This is a genomic window from Streptomyces sp. JLBT605 (genome assembly GCF_058215555.1).
Map to the genome: position 1 here is coordinate 3,051,452 of NZ_CM177087.1, position 20,299 is coordinate 3,071,750.

At 69.2% G+C, this 20,299-nt stretch carries 13 protein-coding genes; 12 read left to right on the forward strand and 1 reads right to left on the reverse strand.

What is annotated here, in order from left to right:
* Window positions 1–283 precede the first annotated feature (283 nt).
* The 11 genes from AC4BDD_RS13415 (at window position 284) to AC4BDD_RS13465 (ending at window position 16,822) form a co-directional block, all read left to right on the forward strand.
* Entirely contained in the window at window positions 284–1,468 is a 1,185-nt protein-coding gene (locus tag AC4BDD_RS13415; RefSeq protein ID WP_490691235.1) for a cysteine desulfurase family protein, read from the forward strand.
* A gap of 65 nt (window positions 1,469–1,533) precedes the next feature.
* Window positions 1,534–2,646 carry a DUF4007 family protein gene (locus tag AC4BDD_RS13420; protein ID WP_490691236.1) on the forward strand — a complete coding sequence of 371 codons (1,113 nt, stop codon included), beginning with the start codon at window positions 1,534–1,536 and terminating at the stop codon, window positions 2,644–2,646.
* Window positions 2,643–6,221 (forward strand): ATP-binding protein, encoded by a 3,579-nt coding sequence (locus AC4BDD_RS13425; RefSeq protein WP_490691237.1) that lies wholly within the window; start codon window positions 2,643–2,645, stop codon window positions 6,219–6,221. The genes AC4BDD_RS13420 and AC4BDD_RS13425 overlap by 4 nt, the downstream gene beginning before the upstream one ends.
* Window positions 6,218–7,054, forward strand: a complete 837-nt coding sequence (locus AC4BDD_RS13430) for a phosphoadenosine phosphosulfate reductase domain-containing protein (protein ID WP_490691238.1) — start codon at window positions 6,218–6,220, stop codon at window positions 7,052–7,054. The genes AC4BDD_RS13425 and AC4BDD_RS13430 overlap by 4 nt, the downstream gene beginning before the upstream one ends.
* 143 nt (window positions 7,055–7,197) lie before the next feature.
* A complete protein-coding gene (locus AC4BDD_RS13435; protein WP_490691239.1) occupies window positions 7,198–7,797 on the forward strand; it encodes a hypothetical protein in 600 nt (199 codons plus the stop codon).
* Window positions 7,798–7,869: 72 nt separating this feature from the next.
* Window positions 7,870–9,141, forward strand: coding sequence for a DNA sulfur modification protein DndB (locus tag AC4BDD_RS13440; protein ID WP_490691240.1), 1,272 nt, complete (start codon window positions 7,870–7,872; stop codon window positions 9,139–9,141).
* 604 nt (window positions 9,142–9,745) lie between these two features.
* Window positions 9,746–11,938, forward strand: coding sequence for a hypothetical protein (locus AC4BDD_RS13445; RefSeq protein ID WP_490691241.1), 2,193 nt, complete (start codon window positions 9,746–9,748; stop codon window positions 11,936–11,938).
* On the forward strand, window positions 11,935–12,600 hold the full coding sequence (locus tag AC4BDD_RS13450; RefSeq protein ID WP_490691242.1) for a hypothetical protein: 666 nt from the start codon (window positions 11,935–11,937) through the stop codon (window positions 12,598–12,600). The genes AC4BDD_RS13445 and AC4BDD_RS13450 overlap by 4 nt, the downstream gene beginning before the upstream one ends.
* A 59-nt stretch (window positions 12,601–12,659) precedes the next feature.
* On the forward strand, window positions 12,660–13,643 hold the full coding sequence (locus AC4BDD_RS13455; RefSeq protein WP_490691243.1) for an urea transporter: 984 nt from the start codon (window positions 12,660–12,662) through the stop codon (window positions 13,641–13,643).
* A 192-nt stretch (window positions 13,644–13,835) separates the two neighbouring features.
* Entirely contained in the window at window positions 13,836–14,732 is an 897-nt protein-coding gene (locus tag AC4BDD_RS13460) for a VTT domain-containing protein (protein WP_490691244.1), read from the forward strand.
* Between the two features lie 98 nt (window positions 14,733–14,830).
* Entirely contained in the window at window positions 14,831–16,822 is a 1,992-nt protein-coding gene (locus AC4BDD_RS13465) for an MDR family MFS transporter (protein WP_490691245.1), read from the forward strand.
* A gap of 23 nt (window positions 16,823–16,845) precedes the next feature.
* Here the strand turns inward: AC4BDD_RS13465 and AC4BDD_RS13470 are convergent, their stop codons facing one another.
* Window positions 16,846–17,313 (reverse strand): RrF2 family transcriptional regulator, encoded by a 468-nt coding sequence (locus AC4BDD_RS13470; RefSeq protein ID WP_490691246.1) that lies wholly within the window; start codon window positions 17,311–17,313, stop codon window positions 16,846–16,848.
* A 176-nt stretch (window positions 17,314–17,489) separates the two neighbouring features.
* Between AC4BDD_RS13470 and AC4BDD_RS13475 the strand changes: the two genes are divergently transcribed.
* Complete coding sequence (locus AC4BDD_RS13475) at window positions 17,490–20,231, forward strand: FAD/NAD(P)-binding protein (protein ID WP_490691247.1); 2,742 nt, start codon at window positions 17,490–17,492, stop codon at window positions 20,229–20,231.
* Window positions 20,232–20,299 lie beyond the last annotated feature (68 nt).

Here is a 20,299-nt window from a genome sequence, read left to right on the forward strand (position 1 = left end):
CCGCGCCAACAACGTGGGCTCCTATGGCCGATTTGCATGCAGTCCCCGTGGCGTATGCCTGCAGCCGCCCTTCCCGGCTACCCGAGCTGCATGACCTGGATCTCATATCGAAATAATGTTCACATCTGACGGGTGGCGCGCCCGTGACGTCGCCAAAGCTTGACTTTGGTCTTCTCTGTCTGTGGGGGCGGCTAGGATCTCAGTGCACTCCTGGCGGAACAAGAAGCTCCGACGAGCGAGCGCGCCAGGAATGAACTTAGGTCCGTTGCACGAGGGGGCACATATGGCGGAGGAGCCCGCAGGGGCCGACGTGATCTACCTCGACTACAACGCCACCGCGCCGCTGCGCCCGGAGGCACTCGATGCCACGTTCGCCGCACTCGGGAGCGTCGGCAACGCCTCAAGCATGCACCACGCCGGGCGGGGCGCCGCCAGTCGGGTTGACATGGCGCGCCGTCAACTCGCTTCCCTGCTCAACTGCTCCACTGGAGAGATCGTTTTCACGTCTGGCGCGACAGAGGCCAACAACCTCGCGCTCCGCGCGGCGTACGCCCGGGGCGGGGTTCTGGTGACCACCGCAACGGAGCACCCGGCTGTGTTGGAGGCGGCTCGCGCGATCACCGAGGGAACGCCGGATACCCTCGTGCTTCTGCCGGTGGACGCGGAGGGCGTCGTCGACCTGGCGAAGCTGGAGCAAGCGCTGGAGGAGGCCGGTGAGCGCGGAGCGGCCCTCGTTTCGGTGATGCTCGCGAACAACGAAACTGGAGTCCTCACCGACCTGCAGCCCATCATCAAGGCCGCGCGCGCGGCGGGGGCCGTGGTGCACACAGACGCCACGCAGTACGTCGGCCGACTGCCCGTCGACCTCAACGAGATGGACGTCGACCTGCTCTCCTTGTCCGCCCATAAGTTCGGGGGACCACAGGGCGTAGGCGCCCTGTTCGTACGCCGCGGCGTCTCGTTGCCGTACCGCCCGCTATTGATCGGCGGAGGTCAGGAACGTGGCTGGCGTGCAGGCACGCTCAACGTCGCTGGCATCGTCGGACTTGGGGCAGCCGCCGAAGCCGCCGGCCTCAAGTTGCGCGAGGAGGCCGCTCGGACCGCCGCGCTCCGCGACGAGCTGGAAGCTGGTCTGCTGGCCGGGGTGCCGGGCTGCCGGATCAACGGAGCGAAAGCGCCGCGTCTCCCGGGCGTGACCAGCGTCACTTTCCCGGGCCTACCCGCCGACGCCGTCCTGGCCGCCATGCCTCAGGTAGCAGCGTCCGATGGCAGTGCCTGCGCTTCGGGCGCCCCGAGCCCCAGCCATGTCCTGCTTGCCATGGGCCGCAGCCGTGAGGACGCGGATTCCACGGTCCGGTTCTCGCTTGGTTACGCCACAACGCTTCGAGATGTTGAGCGGGGCGTCGAGGCCGTCGTGGATGCAGTTGCGAAGATCCGTTCGGTGATGGCTGCCGACACCGAACCGTAAGCCGCACTCGGCACTGAATCTCCTGTTTCCCGAGAGCTCCACGAACTTGGAAAGGCTCCCCGCGCATGTCAGACAGTCCGCTTGCCGAGGCCGTCGACCTCCACTTCAACCGGCACGAGTCGTTCGCACCGCGGTTCGGCTGGTTGCACAAGGCATACGTGCAGGTCAAAGACGTGCCCGATATCTTCTATCGGGAAGACGCACCCGTCCTGCTCGGAGTCGGTAAAAACATGGTCCACGCCATGCGCTACTGGTCGCGGGCGTTCAAACTGACCAAAGAGTACTCCCACAGCGACCCGTCGGCCCGCGCACTTCTCTCCGCGCCGACGTGGCGGGCGCGCTGGCTGCTCGACGAGGACGGTGCGGACCCCTACCTGGAAGACACCGGCAGCCTGTGGCTGCTGCATTGGTGGCTGCTTTCATCTGAGCCTGAGGCCAAGTGCCAGGTGCCAAGCTGGTACGTCACGTTCAACCTCGCAGCGCGCTCCCGCGCCACCTCCGAGGAGATGCAGAGCGTCATTACGCGCTATGTCAATGAGAACGTCGCTGGAAATAAGCGGCCTGCGCCCGAGTCCATCAAGCGCGACGTGGAATGCATCATCAAGATGTATGCGCAGGAGCAGGAAGTCAATTCTCTCTCCCCGGGCAGCTTCGAAGACCAGCTGATGTCGCCCTTCAAGGAACTTGGCTTGCTGGAGGGCCGGGGTAAGGGCAAGGAGCGCACCTGGCGCTTCACCAGCGGCACTCGTTCGAACCTGCCCGCAGCAATCCTTGTCTATGCCAGCCTGGACTACGCCGCACGGCTCTCTGCGAATGCTGGCCAGACCTCCCTCGCTCGGCTCGCTGGTGAGCAGGGTTCCCCAGGCCGGGTATTCCGCATGAGAGAACCGGAACTGGCCAAGGCCATCGAAGCTCTGGTCGGCACCCACCCGGATCTGCAGATCGTTGAAGCACTTGGCCAGCGCAGCCTCGCCTTCGCCAAGCCTCCTCAGGAGTTGGCCTGGGACGTACTGGACGAGTACTACGGCCGTGTGCGGGAACGCCACGGCTTCCCCACCCCACAGGAGTGGACGGTCAAGTACCCGGGGCTGGTCGGTACCGCGCCCAAGGGCACACGCAAGAAGGGTCCTCGCCAGGTCGAGGAGTTCAATCTGAGCGAAGAGAGCATCGGATCATGACCGACAATCGTGCCCAGCTCCCTGCAGGCATCACCCTGGTTGGATCCGAACTGCGGTCTACCAACCTCGAACGCGACGTACGTGAACGTCACCTCAACGCTCCTTACGTCGGAGCACGCGCCCTCGACGTCCTTGAGCGGATCGCTAACGCTGTTGAGAACCCACGGCGTACCCGCGCCTGGTCGTTCACCGGATCGTATGGTTCAGGCAAGTCCACCTTGTCGAACCTCATCGACGCCCTACTGGGACACGACAAGGCCCGCCGGGCCGAGGCGGAAAGGGCGGTGGCGGCAAGCAACCCGCACACTGCAGCTCGTCTGAGTCAGGTGCGCGACGAGTTTGCCGAGCGCGGGTTCCTCGGAGCGGTCGCCACCGCAAGTCGCGAGCCGCTTGCAGCGACGGTCCACCGAGCCTTGCGGACTGCGGCTGAACGCCGTTGGAAGACGCGCCTTCCGAAGACCGTTGCCCAAGCGTTCGACGTATGCGCTGAACGAGAGGTGCCCACGGCCGACAGCCTCATGGACGCCGTTACCGCGCTGTGCGATGCCGCTCCGGTGTTGCTGATGATCGACGAGTTCGGCAAGACGCTGGAATATCTCGCGGCTGCCGGCGATACCGGCGACGCCGACAGCGACGTCTTCCTGCTCCAGAGGCTCGCTGAGAAGGGCGCTGGCTCCTCGGGCCTGCCGCTGTTCATGCTTACCCTGCAGCACCTGGCCTTCACGGACTACGCGGCTCGCTCCAGCAGTGTGCAGATCCAGGAATGGGCCAAGGTTCAGGGGCGTTTCGAAGACATCACCTTTGGCCCAAATCTTGGCGACGCCGTCCACCTGATGCGACGGCGCCTCGACCTCAGCCAGGTCACCGAACCGGGACGCACCCTCATCCAGGCCCAGGCAGAAGCCGCCGCGGATGCCTGGACGCTGCGCGGCCTCAACGCCGTCGTCGACATCTCCTCGCAGATGTTCGCCGATCTGTACCCCCTGCACCCTCTTACCGTCGTCGCCGCGCCGCTCATGGCCTCTCAGATCGGACAGCACGACCGCAGCCTCACCGGCTTCCTGGCCAGCGACGAGCCCAACACGGTTCGCCGCTCCTTGGAGCGTGCGTCCAAGACGCCAGAGCGAGCCTCCACCATCCGCCTTCCTCAGCTGTACGACTACTTCTTTGCCTCCGGCCGCACCACCATCCTGGCCTCTTCGAAGGCCAGCCGCTGGCTGGAGATCGACATGCGGCTCACCGAGGCCCACGGGCTCTCTTCTGAGGACCAGGATGTCCTTAAGGCGATCGGCGTTCTCAACCTCATTGACGCCGACGGCCTGCTGCGCGCCACCCCATCTATGATCCACTTGGCGCTGCAGGACCCGGTCGATGCCGCTGATCCCGAGCTCTACACCGCCTTGCAAGAGCGTCTGGGCAAGCTCGTCGAGGACGGCTTCCTCGTCCACCGCGAGTACAGCAACGAGTACCGGGTGTGGCAGGGCACCGATGTCGACATCGACGCGCGAGTCAAGGAGAACGCCGCCCGGGTCAAGCCGGCAGATGTCGTCAGCTACCTCAGCAAGCACCTCGGTGCCGTGCTTCCCGACGCGGTGGTGGCTGGCAAGCACAGCCAGCAGACCGGCATGCTCCGCTACTTCGTTACCGCCGTCAGCCCCAGTGACGACAAGATCGACGGACCCGAAGTCGTCAAGGACGCGGCGAACGGTCTCGTCGTGTTTCACCTCGGCCCTCTCGACACCCTTCCCGCGGTCAACTCCCCCCTGCCCGTGCTGGTAGGCACTACAGAGCACCCAGAGAGGGTCCTCCAAGCTGGCATTGAGCTCGTGGCACTCGAGGAACTCCTCGACGACGACACGATCGACCATGTCGCTGCACGAGAGATCACCGAACGCATCACCGACATCTCCCAGAGTCTCGGAACCCTGCTCGAAGAGGTGTTCAATCCTCGGAGCGCACACTCCACCTGGCGCTTGTGGCACGTGGGTACCGAGACCGACAACGCTCCTGATGCCATCATCGAGGCCCGCAGCTATTCGAGCCTCGTCTCCCAGGCATGCGAGCGCGTCTACCCCTTCACCCCTCACATCCGCAATGAGATGGCCGGCCGCCACCAGCTCACCAGCAACGGCGCCAAGACCCGCCGCGAGCTGCTTACCGCGATGATCCAGCGCTCCGGTCTCCCCCTCCTCGGATTCGACGAGAAGCGATACTCCGCCGAACGCGCCATGTACCACGGCGTTGTCGAGTACCTCGGTCTGCACCGCTTCGCCGGGGAAGCCAGCAGTGGCGGCGGGCAGGACAGCATCCTCACCCACGGCATCGCGCGGCCGAACCCGGAGAAGAACTCCAGCGTCATGGCAGCCTGGGAAGCCCTCGACGAAGCGTTGACTGACGCCAAGCGGCCTACACCGATTGTGGACATCTACCACCAGCTCATGGCGCCGCCCTACGGCGTCAAGGCTGGAGTCGTGCCCATTCTCGTCGTGGCCGCTCTAATCCTGCGCGCGGAGGACATTGCCCTGTTCGAAGAGGGGAACTACTGTCCGCGCCTGACCCCTGAGATCGTCGAACGGCTGACCGTCGACTACCCCCACCGCTTCACCGTCAAGGCCGCACCAGTCGGCCGCGGACAGCGCCATCTCGTGGTGAACAGCCTTGCTAAGGTTCTCAGGGTCGACGTTCCACGCTCGCGCTCGGCGCGCAACCCTCTCCTCCTCGCCGTCACACGCACCATCCTGGAGCGAGTGATGGTCCTCGACCCCTATTCCCGGCAGACGAGGAGACTCAGCGAGCAGGCCCTGGCAATCCGCGGGCTTCTGTCGAGCGCAACCGACCCGGACGAGCTGATCTTCACTTCCCTACCCAAGGCACTCGGGTACCCCGAGATCAGGATCGATGCGCCCAAGGACGAGGAGACAGCCAAGGCGTACGTGGCCGACCTGACCAGTGGACTTAACGATCTATCCGGCGCCGCCGCAAGTCTGCGCCAGGAAGTCGCTGCAACGCTCGGCAAGAAGTTCCGCCTCCCCTCCGAAATCCGGGAGCTGAGGATCGGCCTCGCCGAGCGGCTCCGGGGCTTCGCCGACGCCCCCCTGGAACTCAGCTTGCAAGGCTTTGTCTCCCGGGCCCTCGATGAAAGCCTCCCGGACGAGGACTGGCTCGACCCAATCGTCATCCGCCTGGCGAACAAGGCCCTCGGAGACTGGACGGACGCCGATGCTGAGGGCTTCTCCCGCAAGGCCAAGGAGGTCGCCAGCGCCCTCGACCGCGTCGGACACCTCTACCACGTACGCCAGGCACCCGTCATCGAGCAGGAATCTACACCGTCTGCGCGGCAGATCGAGACCCGCCTGCTGACTCTCACCACTCCGCAAGGCACCGAAGAACGCGCCCTCATCCACGTGCCCAAGCAGTCCCGCCACACGGCCGACGAACTCGTTGTCAGTGTCATCAGGCAGGCTGAAGAAGCACTCGGTCCCGATGGAGCCCGCATCCTGCTTGCAGCCTTGGCTGAGCGCCTGGCTGCTGCGGACGGCGCCACCACGATCGCTAGGAAGGAAGGAATGCTGTGAGTTCCAGTGACAGCTCCGGCAGCGAGAAGCGCCACGTCCTCGGCCTGTCCGGCGGCAAAGACTCCTCCGCTCTCGCCATCTATATGCGGGACCGTGTCCCCGACATGGAGTACTTCTTCTGCGACACCGGCGCCGAGCTACCCGAGACCTACGAGTACCTCAACCGACTTGAGGCCGCCGTTGGCAAGCCCATCATGCGCCTCAACGCCAGCCGAGACTTCGACCACTGGCTCGAGGTCTACCAAGGCACCCTGCCCAGCCCCCAGATGCGCTGGTGCACCAAGAACCTCAAGATCAAGCCCCTGGAAGAGTGGGTCGGCGACGACGAAGTGGTCTCGTACGTCGCCATCCGCGCCGACGAGAACCGCCTCGGCTACGTCAGCACCAAGCCCAACATCACCGCCGTCTTCCCGTTCCGTGAGGACGGCATCGACCGCGCCGGTGTCGACCGCATCCTCGACGAAGCCGGCATCGGCCTGCCTGCCTATTACGAGTGGCGCACCCGCTCCGGCTGCTACTTCTGCTTCTTCCAGCGCAAGCACGAGTGGGTCGGCCTCCGCGACCGGCACCCCGAGCTGTTCGAGAAGGCCATAGCCTACGAAGAGAAGGTCAACTACCGGCAAACTGCGATGCAGGACCGGCAGTACACATGGTCCCAGGGTGAGTCGCTCCACGAACTCATCGCCCGCCGCGAAGAGATCGAAGCCAAGCACCAAGCCGCCCTCGAGCGCGCCGCCAAGCGCGTCAAGCCGAACCGCCCGCTCCTGGAGATACTCGCGGACGCCCACGACGAGGACGACGACGAGGCAGGCTGCGCGGTCTGCCATCTGTGAGCCCAACGGCAAACGCCGCGGAAGCGCTGGTGTGTGACGGGACGTCACACACCAGCGCATTTCTGTCTCTAGACGTCACATGTCAGTGGCGCGTGCGAGGATGCCCCCCATGATTCTCAAGCGCAGCGGGAGCAGCTTGCGGCATGACGACACCTGACCTCATACGCTCCGTCATCCGACACAGCGCCGAGAGCAGCCCCGCCCTGGAGATCCAGTTAGGGATAGCCCCGATGCTGGATGTCCCTGCGCACAAGGTGCTGCAGGACGACCTGAGGGCGGACGCATCGCCATGGGAAGCGCACGTCGCGGCCGAGAGCCTGACAGACGTCCTCCCCGATCGATCTGGCCTGTACATGTTTGTCTGGCGCCCGTCTATCCGGCTCACCATGGCGGACAGCTCAGAGAGCAGCTTTCACCAGGTGCTCTACATCGGGCAGGCCGGCGGATCCGGCCAGGGCGGCAACACGATCCGGAACCGGTTCAAGGACTACCGGAAGCACCTGCGCGGTGATCCTGAAGCCCTGTGGACGCAGGAACCACCCACGACGAGGGCCGCGAGGTTGACCCACTACCTCGCTCTGCGCCCGCTGGAATTTTGGTTCGCCACTGTCGAGGACCGTTCCAAGATCAGAAACTTGGAAGGCCGCCTGATCAACCTCTACAACCCGCCGCTCAACAGCCAGAACCGTCCACGGCTCCGCGCGCGGGTCAGCGCTAACCCCCGCCCGGCCCTCCGGCCCTGACTCCGTCCTGACTAGCCCGATCGAGGTACTCCATTGCCGTCTAAAACCTTTGTCCCTGCCTTCGAAGCCAAGGTGGGCAACTGGACCTACTACTCCTGCCTGATGAGCTACGCCCAGGTGGCCCGAGAGATCAACTTCGCCCACGAACTCGGCGGCAACCGCGACCTCGGCACCATGATCCAGCGCGGAGTCGGCGACCGTACCGACAAGATCACCGACTACCTGCTCACCAACGAGAACCGGTTCCTCGGCGCCATCATTGTCGCCGTCTGGGGCGGTGACGCCAACTACCATCCCCTCGAGATGGACTCTGAGGCAGAGAACCAGGCCATTCTCAATGGCATCGACCGCAACTTCGGCGTCCTTACCTTCGACGGCACCCAGCAGTTCTTCGCGCTCGACGGCCAGCACCGCCTCAAGGCCATCAAAGATGCGATCAAGCGGAACCCCGAGCTCGGTGCCGAGGACATCAGCGTGATCGTCGTGCCTCACTTTGACACGTCCGAAGGCCGTCAGCGCACTCGGCGTCTGTTCACCAACATCAACCGCAACGCCAAGAGCACCAGTACCCAGGAGAACATCGCCCTCGACGAGGACGACAGCTTCGCAATCCTCACCAGGCGCCTCCTGGACGACCACCCGTTCCTGAGCAAGGACAAGGTCGTCCTCGTCTTCAGTAAGGTCGGCGACGACGGAAGGATTGTTCTGGCGCAGCGCTCGATCGGCCCGAGCAGCCCCGCTTGGAGCACCATCGGCGTGCTCTACGACGTCGTCAAGGAGATCGGCTTCGACCTCCCCTGCACGGCCGACGAGTCGAAGCAGCGCGCCACCGACGAGCTTCTCGATCAGAGCTACGAGACCCTTGCCAGTCGGCTTGACGACTTCCTCGATGCCTGCGGCAACCTGCGCCAGCGCTACCTCGCCGCGCAGTCGCCGAAGGATGTCCGCGCCCCGAAGGGGCGGGAGGGTTCGGGCCATCCACTCATGCGCCCTGCCGTCCAGGCGACCGTCGCCAAGGTTGTCCGGCACATCCTTGAGCAGGAGTCGCTCGGGTGGGACGACATCATGAAGCGGCTCGCGTGCCTGGACTGGCGTATGGTCGCGGCGCCGTTCTCCGCCATGTGGATCGAAACCCCCGACGGCCGGACCAATGGCAAGATGGCCAGCGGCAAGGACCACCTACAACTCCTGTACAACCTCCTCATCATCCATCTGGCCCCGCGCACGAAGGTCCAGGTGTCCAGGGCGCTGCGGACGTACACGGACCTCAAGAAGGACAAGTACCCGGTTGCCATGGATGATCTGGTTGCACTCATCCCCAGCGGTGTCGACGGGGTCGAGTAGACGCTGACCGCGTGAGCGCTGCGTGAGCGGATGGGCATCCTCCAGCAACCGCGTGGACGGAGATCTTGAGAGGAGCGACCTCGTAGAGCACCCTGGAGTAGCTGACGAGGAAAGTGCCCTGGGAGCCATTTGGGAGCCGACCCGCTCCCGAAGCCCCTCCCACACCACGCCGGACCGGCCGGGACCACTCCTCTGACCAGCGCGAATACCATCCGCGCAGGCAAGATCAGCGACCGAACCTCGTTCGGGACGAAGAGGTCGTGGGTTCAAATCCCGCCACCCCGACTGGTGAAACACCGAGGTCAGGGGCCTGATCCGCATCGCGGGTCGGGCCCCTGATCCGTTTCCGGGGGTGGATGGCCGGGCATGTGGTGCGGCTCACCCTGGCGGATCTCACCGGGTGCGGGGGTGTCGGACATCTGCTGATGTTGTCGGCATGGGGCTTCAAGCACGTACTCGACGCGAGTCAGTGAGCGTAAGCCGGGATGTCGCAAGACCTGAGGCGCCGAAGGGAATGGCCCGGTGGGCCCGTCCCGCGACCACCGTCGGCACGGTCTTCATCAGCGGGATGCACAGCGGCCCGAACCCGTCACCAGGCTTGAGCGTGGCCCGGTCCCTCCGTCTGGCCTGGCCCGATCTGCGGATCGTCGGACTGGACTACATGGCGGACAGTTCGGGGTTGCACTCCGATCTCCTCGACGACCTGGTGTGCCTGCCGTCCTGGAAGAAGGCGCACCTGTCCATCTGGACCGAGCAGATGAGCCGCCTGCTGGAGCCCGATGACGCGTTTCTGATCCCCTGTCTGGATCTGGAAGTCCGGCTGCTGGCACGGGAGCTGGGCTCGCACGACCGGATCCTGGGACCGCCGAAGACCGCCCTGGAGATGGTGTGCAAGCCGCCCGTGGAGGCCGCCGAACGGCTCGGTGTGCGGGTCACGGAGTACGAGACCGACACCAGCTGGCCGGCCGTCGACCGGTTCATCCGCCGGTCGCCGCTCGGGGTGTGGGTCAAGGGGCAGCACTACGACGCGTATCGGGCCTACACCGCGGGCGCCGCGCTGCACCTGGGGGATGTGGTCCAGCGGACCTGGGGCGGGGCGTGGCACGTCGAGCGGCACGTCGCCGGGCAGGAGTGCAGCATCGCGTTCTGCGCGCTGGACGGCCGGCTCCTGGACGCGGTCTTCGTGACGAAGGCGGTGATCACCGGCGAGGGCAAGACCTGGGCGGGTGAAGTCGCCGAAGTGCCCGGGCCGCTGCGGGAGCGTCTGGCGGCGCTGGTCGAGGAGGCCGAGTGGAACGGCGGCGCGGAGCTGGAGCTGATCCGCGGCTGGGACGGCGAACTCACCCTGATGGAGATCAACCCGCGGCTGCCCGCCTGGATCCACGGCGCCTCGGTGTGCGGGGCCAACCTGCCCGCCGCTCTGGTGGCGGGGCGGGCCGCCGATCCGGAGCGGCATCTGACGCCGGGGTTCACCCGGGTGGTGGAGGAGATCCCGGTCCATCCGGGGCTGGGGATCGCCCCCTTCCACTGGGTCGCCGGCGGGCTGTCCCGCCCGGCGGACAAGAACCACTCGGGGATGCCCTCCCTCGGCCAGCGGCGCCTGCTGCCGTCCGAACGCGACGCGGCGGCCGAGGAGACGATCGAGAGCCGGGTCGTCAGCGCCCCCCAGGAGAGCGGGTTCGAGGCGCTGCTGGAGCCCCCCGGGCAGGGCGGCACGCCGCGCCGGCACCTGCTCCTTCCGCTGTTCACGGAGCGGGTCGAGGCACTGCGGCAGCAGCTCGACGGGCTGGGCAAGGTGCTGATCGCGCACAGTGTGAAGACCTCCCCGCAGCCGGAGGTGCTGCGGGAGGCCGCGCGGCTCGGTCTGGTCGCCGAGGCGATCAGCCTGGCGGAGCTCGACGCCGCCGCCGGCTACGGCCTGGCTCCTGAACAGGCCGTGCTCAACGGGCCGGCGAAGTGGTGGCCGGCCACCGACCGGGTGCGCTGCTGGGCCTTCTTCGCCGACTCGGTGGGCGAACTGCACCGGCTCCACACCCTGCTGGACAGCGGCTTCCAGCTGGAGGCCGAGGTCATCGGGATCCGCGTCGCGCCCGCCGGCTTCGCCAGCCGGTTCGGCATCCCGCTGCACGAGCGGGACGTGATGGCCAAGGCGTCCCGGTTGCTGCGTACGCTCGCCCGGCGGCTCGGGGCCCAGTGGGGGCTGCACTTCCACTTCGCCCAGAGCGTCCTGGGGGTCTCCCGCTGGCAGCGGGCCTGCGCGGCGTCGCTGCGGGCCGCCGATCCGCTGGCCGAGCAGTTCGGCCATCCCCCGGCCGTGCTGGACATCGGCGGCGGCTGGCACCCCGACGACCTGCCGGACATGCGGGCGGCACTGGAGTACGTACGCGCGCACGGGCCCGCCGTCGCCCGGGAGTCGGACCCGACGCTGGTGCTGGAGCCGGGGAAGGTGCTGAGCCAGCCGTCGGCCGCCGTGGTGACCCAGGTGCTGGTGCGCCAGGAGTCGCACCGCAGCAGCGACATCGTGGTCGACGCGGCGGAGGGCGACATGCCCGAGGCGCCGTTCCACCCGCACCCGGTGGCCCGGTTCGACGGCTCCCGCTGGGTGCCGCTGCCGCCCGGGCGGAACACGATCTTCGGCCGGTCCTGCATGGAGCACGACGTGCTCGCGGTCCGCCTCGACCTCACCGGGGTCCAGGAGGGCGACTACCTGGCGTTCGGCATGTGCGGGGCGTACGACACCTCGATGGCCTACGACTTCGGGCGCGGAACCGCGCCGCGGGAACTGGGGCAGTCATGACCGGTCTGCTGGAGGAGCTCACGCGGTTCGACCGGATCGAGCTGTCCCGTATCGCCGGCCATCCCAAGTCCTGCTGCGCGATGGTCCGGCACGGTGTGTTCGCCCGGCTCACGCAGTTCCACGACATCGGCGCCGCGCTCGCCGCCGTCCCGGAACTCTTCCGCTGGGGGCCGGTGCAGTGGCCGGCGTACTGGTGCGAGCTGGCCGAGCACGGCGAGCTCACCGGCGACTGCGGGGTCCATGCCGATGTGGCGGCGGCGGTGCTCCTCCAGGAGGGCGTCCCGCACGTGCGGGCCCGCGCCGCGCTGCTGACCCAGCCGCTGGCTCCCCCGCACTGGCAGGCCAGTTGGAACGAGGCACAGGCCGGGGTGGCGTGGATCGGGCGGACCCTGGTGCACCACGAGGTGATCCGGGTCGGGGACCGCTGGTGGGATCCGAGCGAGGCCGGCTGGTTCTCGGGGGCGGGGGCGCACCTGGCGAGCGGGCACGTCCTGGCCGTCCGTGAGGACGGCGGGCAGTGGCAGATCGCTCCCGACGCGTCCGCGGCGCTCGACCTGCGCCTTGCCGGCTCGGTGAAATCCGCGGTCCTGCGCACCGTGGGGGCGGCCGCCGGTCCCGTCACCAGGCCGGCGCCGTCGTGCGCCGCGGGCGGCACCGGCTGAGCGGTTCCCTGCCGCGGGCGGGCCCACCCCCAGTGCATCCGGAGCGACTTGGAGAGACCATGACCACTTCCGACACCCGGGACACCGCGCCGCCACAGAACGCTCCGGCCGCCGCCCCGACCGGCCCGGCCCGCCTGGCCCTGCAACTGGTCCGCAGCTTCTCCCAGCTCACCTTGCAGTCGAACGCGGCGGCCGGGTGCCTGATCCTGATCGCGATCTTCGTGGGCAGCCGGCAGGTCGGACTCTTCGGGCTGCTCGGCGCGGTGGCCGCGCTGGCGACCGCGTACGCGCTGGGTGTCGACCGGGAGAGCCTCGATCTGGGCGTGCAGGGCTTCAGCGGGTGTCTGACCGGCATGGGGCTCCTGGTCTTCCTGGGCGACTACCCCTCGACCTATCTGCTGGCCGTCGGCGGCGCGGTCGTCAGCGTCCTGCTCTACGCGGCGCTGAGCTCCGTGCTGGCACCCTGGAAGCTGCCGGTGCTGACCTCGGCGTTCTGCGCGGTCTGCGGGCTGGTGGTGGCCGCCGCGCCTGCCTTCACCCGGGCCTGGCACGGCGGAAGCCCCGCCGCGCTGCCGGTGATGGCCATCCCCGGCGCGCGCTACACCTGGACCGACCTGTGGCACGGGTTCTTCGCCAACATCGCCCAGGTCACCCTGTCGGCGCACTGGTACGTGGGCCTGATCATCCTGGCCGGGCTGTTCGTCGCCGGGATCCGCCAGGGGCTGGCCGCCGTCCTGGGCAGCGCCACGGCGGTCATGATGGCCTGGGCGATGGGTGCGCCGCCGGGCGCCGTCGCCGTCGGCGTCTACGGCTACAACGCGGTCCTGGTGGCCATCGCGCTGGGCACCCTCTTCCTCGCCCCGCGCGCGTCGAGCATGGTCTACGCGCTGATCGGGGTGGGGGCCGCGACCGTGCTGACGGCCGCCGCGAACGCGTACTTCGGGCCCTTCGGCGGTCGCACCCTCACCTGGCCGTTCACCCTCACCACCTGGGTCCTGCTGGCCGCCGCGCCCGCCTTCCCCCGGATCCGGCGCGCGGACTGACCGCGCCGGCTCCCGGCACCGGGGGCGTTACGTTCCGAGGGGTGTCGGGAATGGCGGGCATTTCCCCGGCGCGGCCGTGTCCTCCATGTCCACCACGGGGGTAGGGGTAACGCCCCACCGATTGCCGGGGCACCCCCTAGCGCGCCCCTAGCCCTGTGGTGTCGCATTCCCCCGTCTGTACTGTGTCGGCACATGACTGTCGCACTCAGCACGACGGCGTCATTCAGCTTCAAGACGCTGTGGGATCTCGACCAGCTTTCCGACTCTCTCGGCCCGTACCTGCTGCTCGGGCTCTGCCTGATCGTTTTCGCCGAGTGCGGCCTGCTCGTCGGGTTCTTCCTGCCCGGCGACATCCTGCTCTTCCCCGCGGGCATGTTCTGCGCCCGGGGTGTGATCGACACGCCGTTCTGGCTGACCTGTGTCGCGCTGGCCGTCTCCGCGTTCATCGGAAATGTGGTCGGCTACTGGATCGGCTGGAAGGCCGGACCGGCGCTGTTCAGCAAGCCGAATTCGAAACTGTTCAAGCGTCAGCATGTCGAAAAGACGAACGAGTTCTTCGACCGTTATGGCGCGCGTGCGATTGTCATCGGCCGTTTCGTGCCGATCGTGCGGACTTTCATCACCACGATGGCCGGCGTCGGCCGGATGAACCCGGTGCGCTACTTCACCTACTCGGCCATCGGTGGCGTGCTGTGGGCCGCCGGTGTTCCGGCCGCCGGCTACTACCTCGGCAAGGTGAAGTTCGTCCACGACCACTTCGAGCTGGTCATCATCGGCATCGCGGTGCTCTCGGTGCTGCCGATCTACCTGGAGATGGTGCGGGCCAGCAACGCCAAGGAGAAGGCGCAGAAGGAGGCCGAGGCGGCCGCTCAGCAGCCCGCCGCACCGCAGGCCGCCGCCCAGCAGCCGGTCGCGCCGCACGCCGTCGCACCGCACGCCGCCGGTCAGCAGCCCGCCGGGCCGTACAACGCGCCGCAGCACAACCCGGTGCCGGACAACCCGTACAACTCCGCGCCGCACCACCCCGCGCCGGGCAACGTGCCGCCGCACAACGCGACGCAGCCCCACCCCGGGCCGTACCGCTACTGACGCAGCGCCTCACCCCGCCTCGGCGGCCGCCCGTGACCGCGGCGGCCGCCTCCCCCACCCCCACAAGAAACGCAGCCGCCCCCGAGGGAGCCGTACTCATGAACCGCCCCCCGTCAGCGGACGACGCGCCCCGCGCGGACCTCAGCCCGCGACAGATCAAGCTGATCATCGCGGGGCTGATGCTCGGCATGTTCCTGTCCTCGCTGGACCAGACGATCGTGTCCACGTCGATGCGGACCATCGCCGACGATCTGCACGGCCTGGACGTCCAAGCCTGGGTCAGCACCGCCTATCTGGTCGCCCTGTCCGTGACCACGCCGCTGTACGGCAAGCTCTCCGACATCTACGGACGCAAGCCGTTCTACATCGGCGCGATATCGATCTTCATCATCGGCTCGGTCGCCTGCGCGTTCGCCGACTCCATGCACCAACTGGCCGCCTTCCGCGGGCTCCAGGGCCTGGGCGCGGGCGGTCTGGTCACCCTCGGCCTGACGATCATCGCCGACATCGTCCCGCCGCGGGACCGGCCCAAGTACCAGGGCGCCTTCCTCGCGGTGTGGGGCACCTCCAGCGTGCTCGGGCCGCTGCTGGGCGGTCTGCTGTCGGGCCAGAGCGAGATCTTCGGCGTCACCGGATGGCGCTGGGTCTTCCTGGTAAACGCGCCCACCGGCATCCTCGCCCTGATCGTCGTCTCCAAGGTGCTCAAGCTGCCGCACCAGCGCGGCACCCACCGGATCGACTGGTGGGGCGCGGCCCTGCTGCCGCTGACCGTGGTGCCGGTGCTGGTCGTCGCCGAGCAGGGCGACAGCTGGGGCTGGGACTCGATCCGCTCGATCGCCTGCTACGCGCTGGGCGGCGTCTCGCTGGTCGTCTTCCTGCTGATCGAGCGCCGGATGCGGCACGAGGCGCTCATCCCGCTGCGGCTGTTCACCATCCCGACCTTCCGCATGTCGATGATCACCGCCGCGCTGGTGGGTGTCGGCATGTTCGGCGGCATCGTACTCGTCCCGCAGTACCTGCAGATCGTCCGCGGCGCCTCGCCCACCGAGGCGGGTCTGATGACGCTCCCGCTGATGCTCGGCATCATGATCGCGTCGGTGGTCTCCGGCGGTGGGATCGCGCGCAGCGGCCGCTACAAGATCTTCACGGTGATCGGCGCCGCGCTCACCGCGACGGGCCTGGGCCTGTTCTACACCGTGGACGTGGACACCCCGCTGTGGCAGCCGCTGCTGTACATGGTGGTCTTCGGCTTCGGCCTGGGCAACTGCATGCAGACCCTGACCGCCGCCGCGCAGAACGCCGTTCCGGTGCAGGCGATGGGTCTTGGCACCGCGCTCGTCACCTTCTTCCGGCAGATCGGCGGCTCGCTGGGCGTGGCCGCGCTGCTGTCGGTGCTCTTCCACACCGTGGGCGGCAACATCCAGGACTCCTTCTCGGCCGCACGCCAGGACCCGGACTTCCTGGCGGCCATGAAGGATCCGGAGGTCCGCGCGGATCCGGACAACGCCGCCTTCTTCAAGGCGCTGGACAGCGGCAAGCCCGGCGGCCTGCTGTCGGACTCCTCGTTCCTGAACCACCTCGACCCGCGCCTGGCCAGGCCGTTCAAGGAAGGGTTCATCGACTCCATCAACCTGGTCTTCCTGATCGCGGCCTGTGTGCTGGTGCTCGGGTTCGTGGCGGCCCTGCTGCTCAAGGAGGTGCCGATCCGTACGGCGCCCGAGGCCGTGGAGGAGTCCGCCGCCACCGAGGGAGCCACCGCCGAAACGCCGGACGCCGAGGAGCAGCTGCTGGTCACGGCCGCCGCGGGCGCCCCGTCGCCGGTGGCGGAGGCCGACGACAGCTGGTCACCGCAGCAGCTCAGCGCGACCACGATGCAGCTGCGCATCAGCGACTTCGAGCAGCTCAGGTCGCCGGCCACCACGCAGCTGCGGGTCCGTGAGCGCGAGGCGGCGCTCAGCTCCTCGACGATGCAGCTGCGCATCGTGGCCGCGCCCGAGGAGGCGTCCGCCGCGATCCTGCTGCCGAGGAGGGCGAAGAACAAGAACCCCGACCCGCGGGAGGCTTGGGCCACCCCGGCGCGGAAGAAGTGAACCGGCCGCTCCTGACCGCCTGACTACTGGTAGGTCCGCACGTCGTTGCGGTACTGGTCGGCCAACGCGCAGATCGCCTCGGGCAGCCCGCCCGAGGCGATCTGCGCGATCGTCACTTGTTCCAGCACATTGCGCAGGCTGGTGCGGGCCGCCATCCACACCTCGCGCAACGACTCGGCCGGGCCGGCGTACTGCAGCTCGGTGAGCCGGGCGTCACGCACATTGATCAACGGGCCGTCCACAGCCCGGTACACATCGGCGAGAGTGATCTCCTCCGCCGGCCGCGCCAGCAGGAAGCCCCCCTCGGGCCCGCGCGTGCTGCGCACGATCCGCGCCCGCTTGAGCTCTGCCAGCACCCCTTGCAGGAACTTCAGCGGAATGTCCTGCTCGGCGGCTATCCGGCTCGCCTTGACCGGGGTGCCGTCGGCCGCGTCCACGGCCAGTTGAGCCGTGGCGCGCAGCGCGTAGTCCGCCTTCGCCGAGATCCTCACGTCATCAATCCTTCTGCGGGCCGTTCCCCTTGGAGCCGACGGGTCCGGGCGGCATAGGGGGTCGCTAAGGGTAGCGCGGGGCAGTCCGGCGGCCTTGACCTCCGTAGCCTCAGGCCACCGACAACTTTGTCTACCGAAAAAGTAGACATACTGGCTGAGCTGGGGGTACCTCGCCAATGACCGGTGGAGAACCGAACTGTCGCGTCGCGGTCGCCGGCGCCGGGGCCGCGGGAGTGATCACCGCGGCCCGCTTGCTGGAGGCGGCCGCCGACCGCGGCCTGCCGCTGGAGATCCACCTCATCGACCCGGCGGAGACGACCGGCCTCGGCGTCGCCTACTCGACGCGGGACGATCACCACCTGCTGAACGTGCCCGCCGGGCGGATGAGCGCCGACGCCGGCGATCCGGACGACTTCCTGCGCTGGCTGGGCAAGCACGCCGGCCATCTGGCGGACCCCGGCCGGTTCGTCCCGCGCCGGCTGTTCGGCGCCTACCTCGCCGACCACCTCGCGGCGCGCTCGGCCGACGGGCCGGGGCGGGTCGTCCGGGTGCGGGACCGGGTACTCGAGGCGACGCGCGCCGACGGAAGGCTGACGCTCACGCTGGCCTCCGGCCGGACGCTCACCGCGGACGCCGCCGTGCTGGCCACCGGCAACCATCCGCCGTCCACCGACTGGGCACCGCCCGGGCTCCGCGACGCGGACGCCTTCATCGCGGACCCCTGGGCACCCGGCGCGCTCGACCGGATCCCGCGGGACGCGGACGTCCTGCTGGTCGGCACCGGGCTCACCATGGTGGACGTGGCGATGTCCCTCGACCGGCCGGGCCGCACCGTGCACGCGGTCTCCCGCACCGGGCTGCTCCCCCAGCCGCACGCCACCACCCCCGCGCCGCCCGTGGTGCCCGAAGACCTCACCGGTCACACCGGACTGGACCGGCTGCGCGGCGCGGTGCTGCGCCACCTGGTCCGCACCCGGCGGAGCCACGGCGACTGGCGGCCCGCCCTGGACGGTCTGCGCCCGCTGACCGCCGAGCTGTGGCAGGGGCTGCCGGAGCAGGACCGGGCCAGGTTCCTGCGCGCGGACGCCCGCCTGTGGGACGTCCACCGGCACCGGATGCCGCCGGTCACCGCCGCCCGGATCGCGGGCGCGCGGGACGCCGGGCGGCTGACGGTGAGCGCCGGGGAGGTGGCCGCCGCGGCCCCGGCCGGGGACGGGAGCGGGGTGTGCGTCACGCTCACCGACGGACGGCGGCTCACCGTCGGCGCCGTCGTCAACTGCACCGGCCCGCAGGGCGATCCGAGCCGGGCGGCGGACCCGCTGGCGGGCGCGCTGTTCGCCGCCGGGCTGGCCGCGCCCGGGCCGCTGGGCCTGGGCCTGGCGACCGGCTCCGACGGCCGGGTGGCGGCCGCGGACGGCGGGCCCGACGCCCCGCTGTGGACGCTCGGCGCCAACCGCCGCGGCTCGCTGTGGGAGTCCACCGCGATTCCCGAGATCCGCGCCCAGGCCGCCGAGGTCGCCGCGGCCGTGGTGGGCGTGGTGGGCGATGCCGGCGGGGTGGCCGGGACCGTGGGGGCTACCGCGGCCGCGGATCTCCCGGAGGACCGGCCGGTGTCCCGCGCCAGGCCGACGGACCATCACGGGCTGCGGCTGAGCACCACCCCCGAGGCGGCGGCGGCCTACAACCAGGGGCTGGACCGGATCCTGCGGGTGGCCTCCGGCGTGGAGGAGCCCATCGCCGAGGCGGTCCGCCTCGACCCCCACTTCGCCGTCGGCCACGCGGCGCTCGCCCTGCTCGGCCACGAATGGGGCGCCCGGGTGGACGTCGCCGGCGCGCTCGCGGCCGCGGCGGAGAGCGTCGGCCGGGGCGCGGACGAGCGGGAGCGGAGCTTCGTGGCCGCGGTCGCGGCCCGGGTCGGCGGCACCCGCGCCCAGGGCGACACCGCGCTGCTGCGGCACATCGAGGACCACCCCCGGGACGCCCTCGCGGTGAGCCTGGCGGTGCCCACCATCGCCTTCGGCGGGGTGACCTGCGGCGAGCAGACCTGGCAGCTGGTGGAGGGGCTGGCCCCGGCATACGGGGACGACTGGTGGTACCAGGGGCAGTTGGCGTTCGTCCGACAGGAACAGGAGCGCTGGGAGGAGGCCGAGGCGCTGGCCGCCCGCGCGCTCGCGGCCGTGCCCTCCTCCGGCCACGCGGTGCACGCCCGCGCCCACGTCTTCTACGAGACCGGGCAGCACAGCGAGGGGCTGGCGTGGCTGGACGAGTGGATCCGGGTACAGGGGCCGCAGGCCAACAACCGGGCGCACTTCTGCTGGCACGCCGCCCTGCACGAACTGATGACCGGCCAGACCGACGCGGTGCGCAGCCGCTACCTGGCCCAGCTGGCCCCGCCGTCGGTCACCGGCGCCCGGGCGCTGGTGGACTCCGGTGCGCTGCTGTGGCGGTGCCGGATGACCCGGTCCTGGGATGGCCCGCAGCCCGCCGGTGAGGTCCTGGAGCACGCCCCCGACGGGTGGCTGGAGGAGCCTCCGACGGCGTTCGCGGCGCTGCACTGCGCGCTGGCGCTGGCGGCCGCCGAGGACCTGGCCGGCCTGGCGCGGCTGCGCACCACCGCCGAGCGGCACGCGCTGCCGGTCTTCCGTGAGGTCGTCGCCCCGCTGTGCACCGCGCTGGCCGCGGTGGTGGACGGGGCCTGGGCCGGCGCGCTGCCGGTCCTGGAGGGCCTGCGGCCGCGGCTGGCTGCGCTCGGCGGCAGCGCGGCACAGCGCGACGTCATCGAGGAGACGCTGCTGTTCACCCTCACCTCGGCCGGCCGCCATGCGGAAGCGGCCGCGCTGCTGGAGGCACGGCTGGACCGGCGGCCCGCGCCGCTGGACCGGACCCGGCTGACCGGGCTGCGGCCGGCGCTGGTCTGAGCGGAGCCCTCCGGGGGCGTGAAGTGGCCGAGCGGCGCGGCCGGTGAGATCACCGGCCGCGCCGCTCT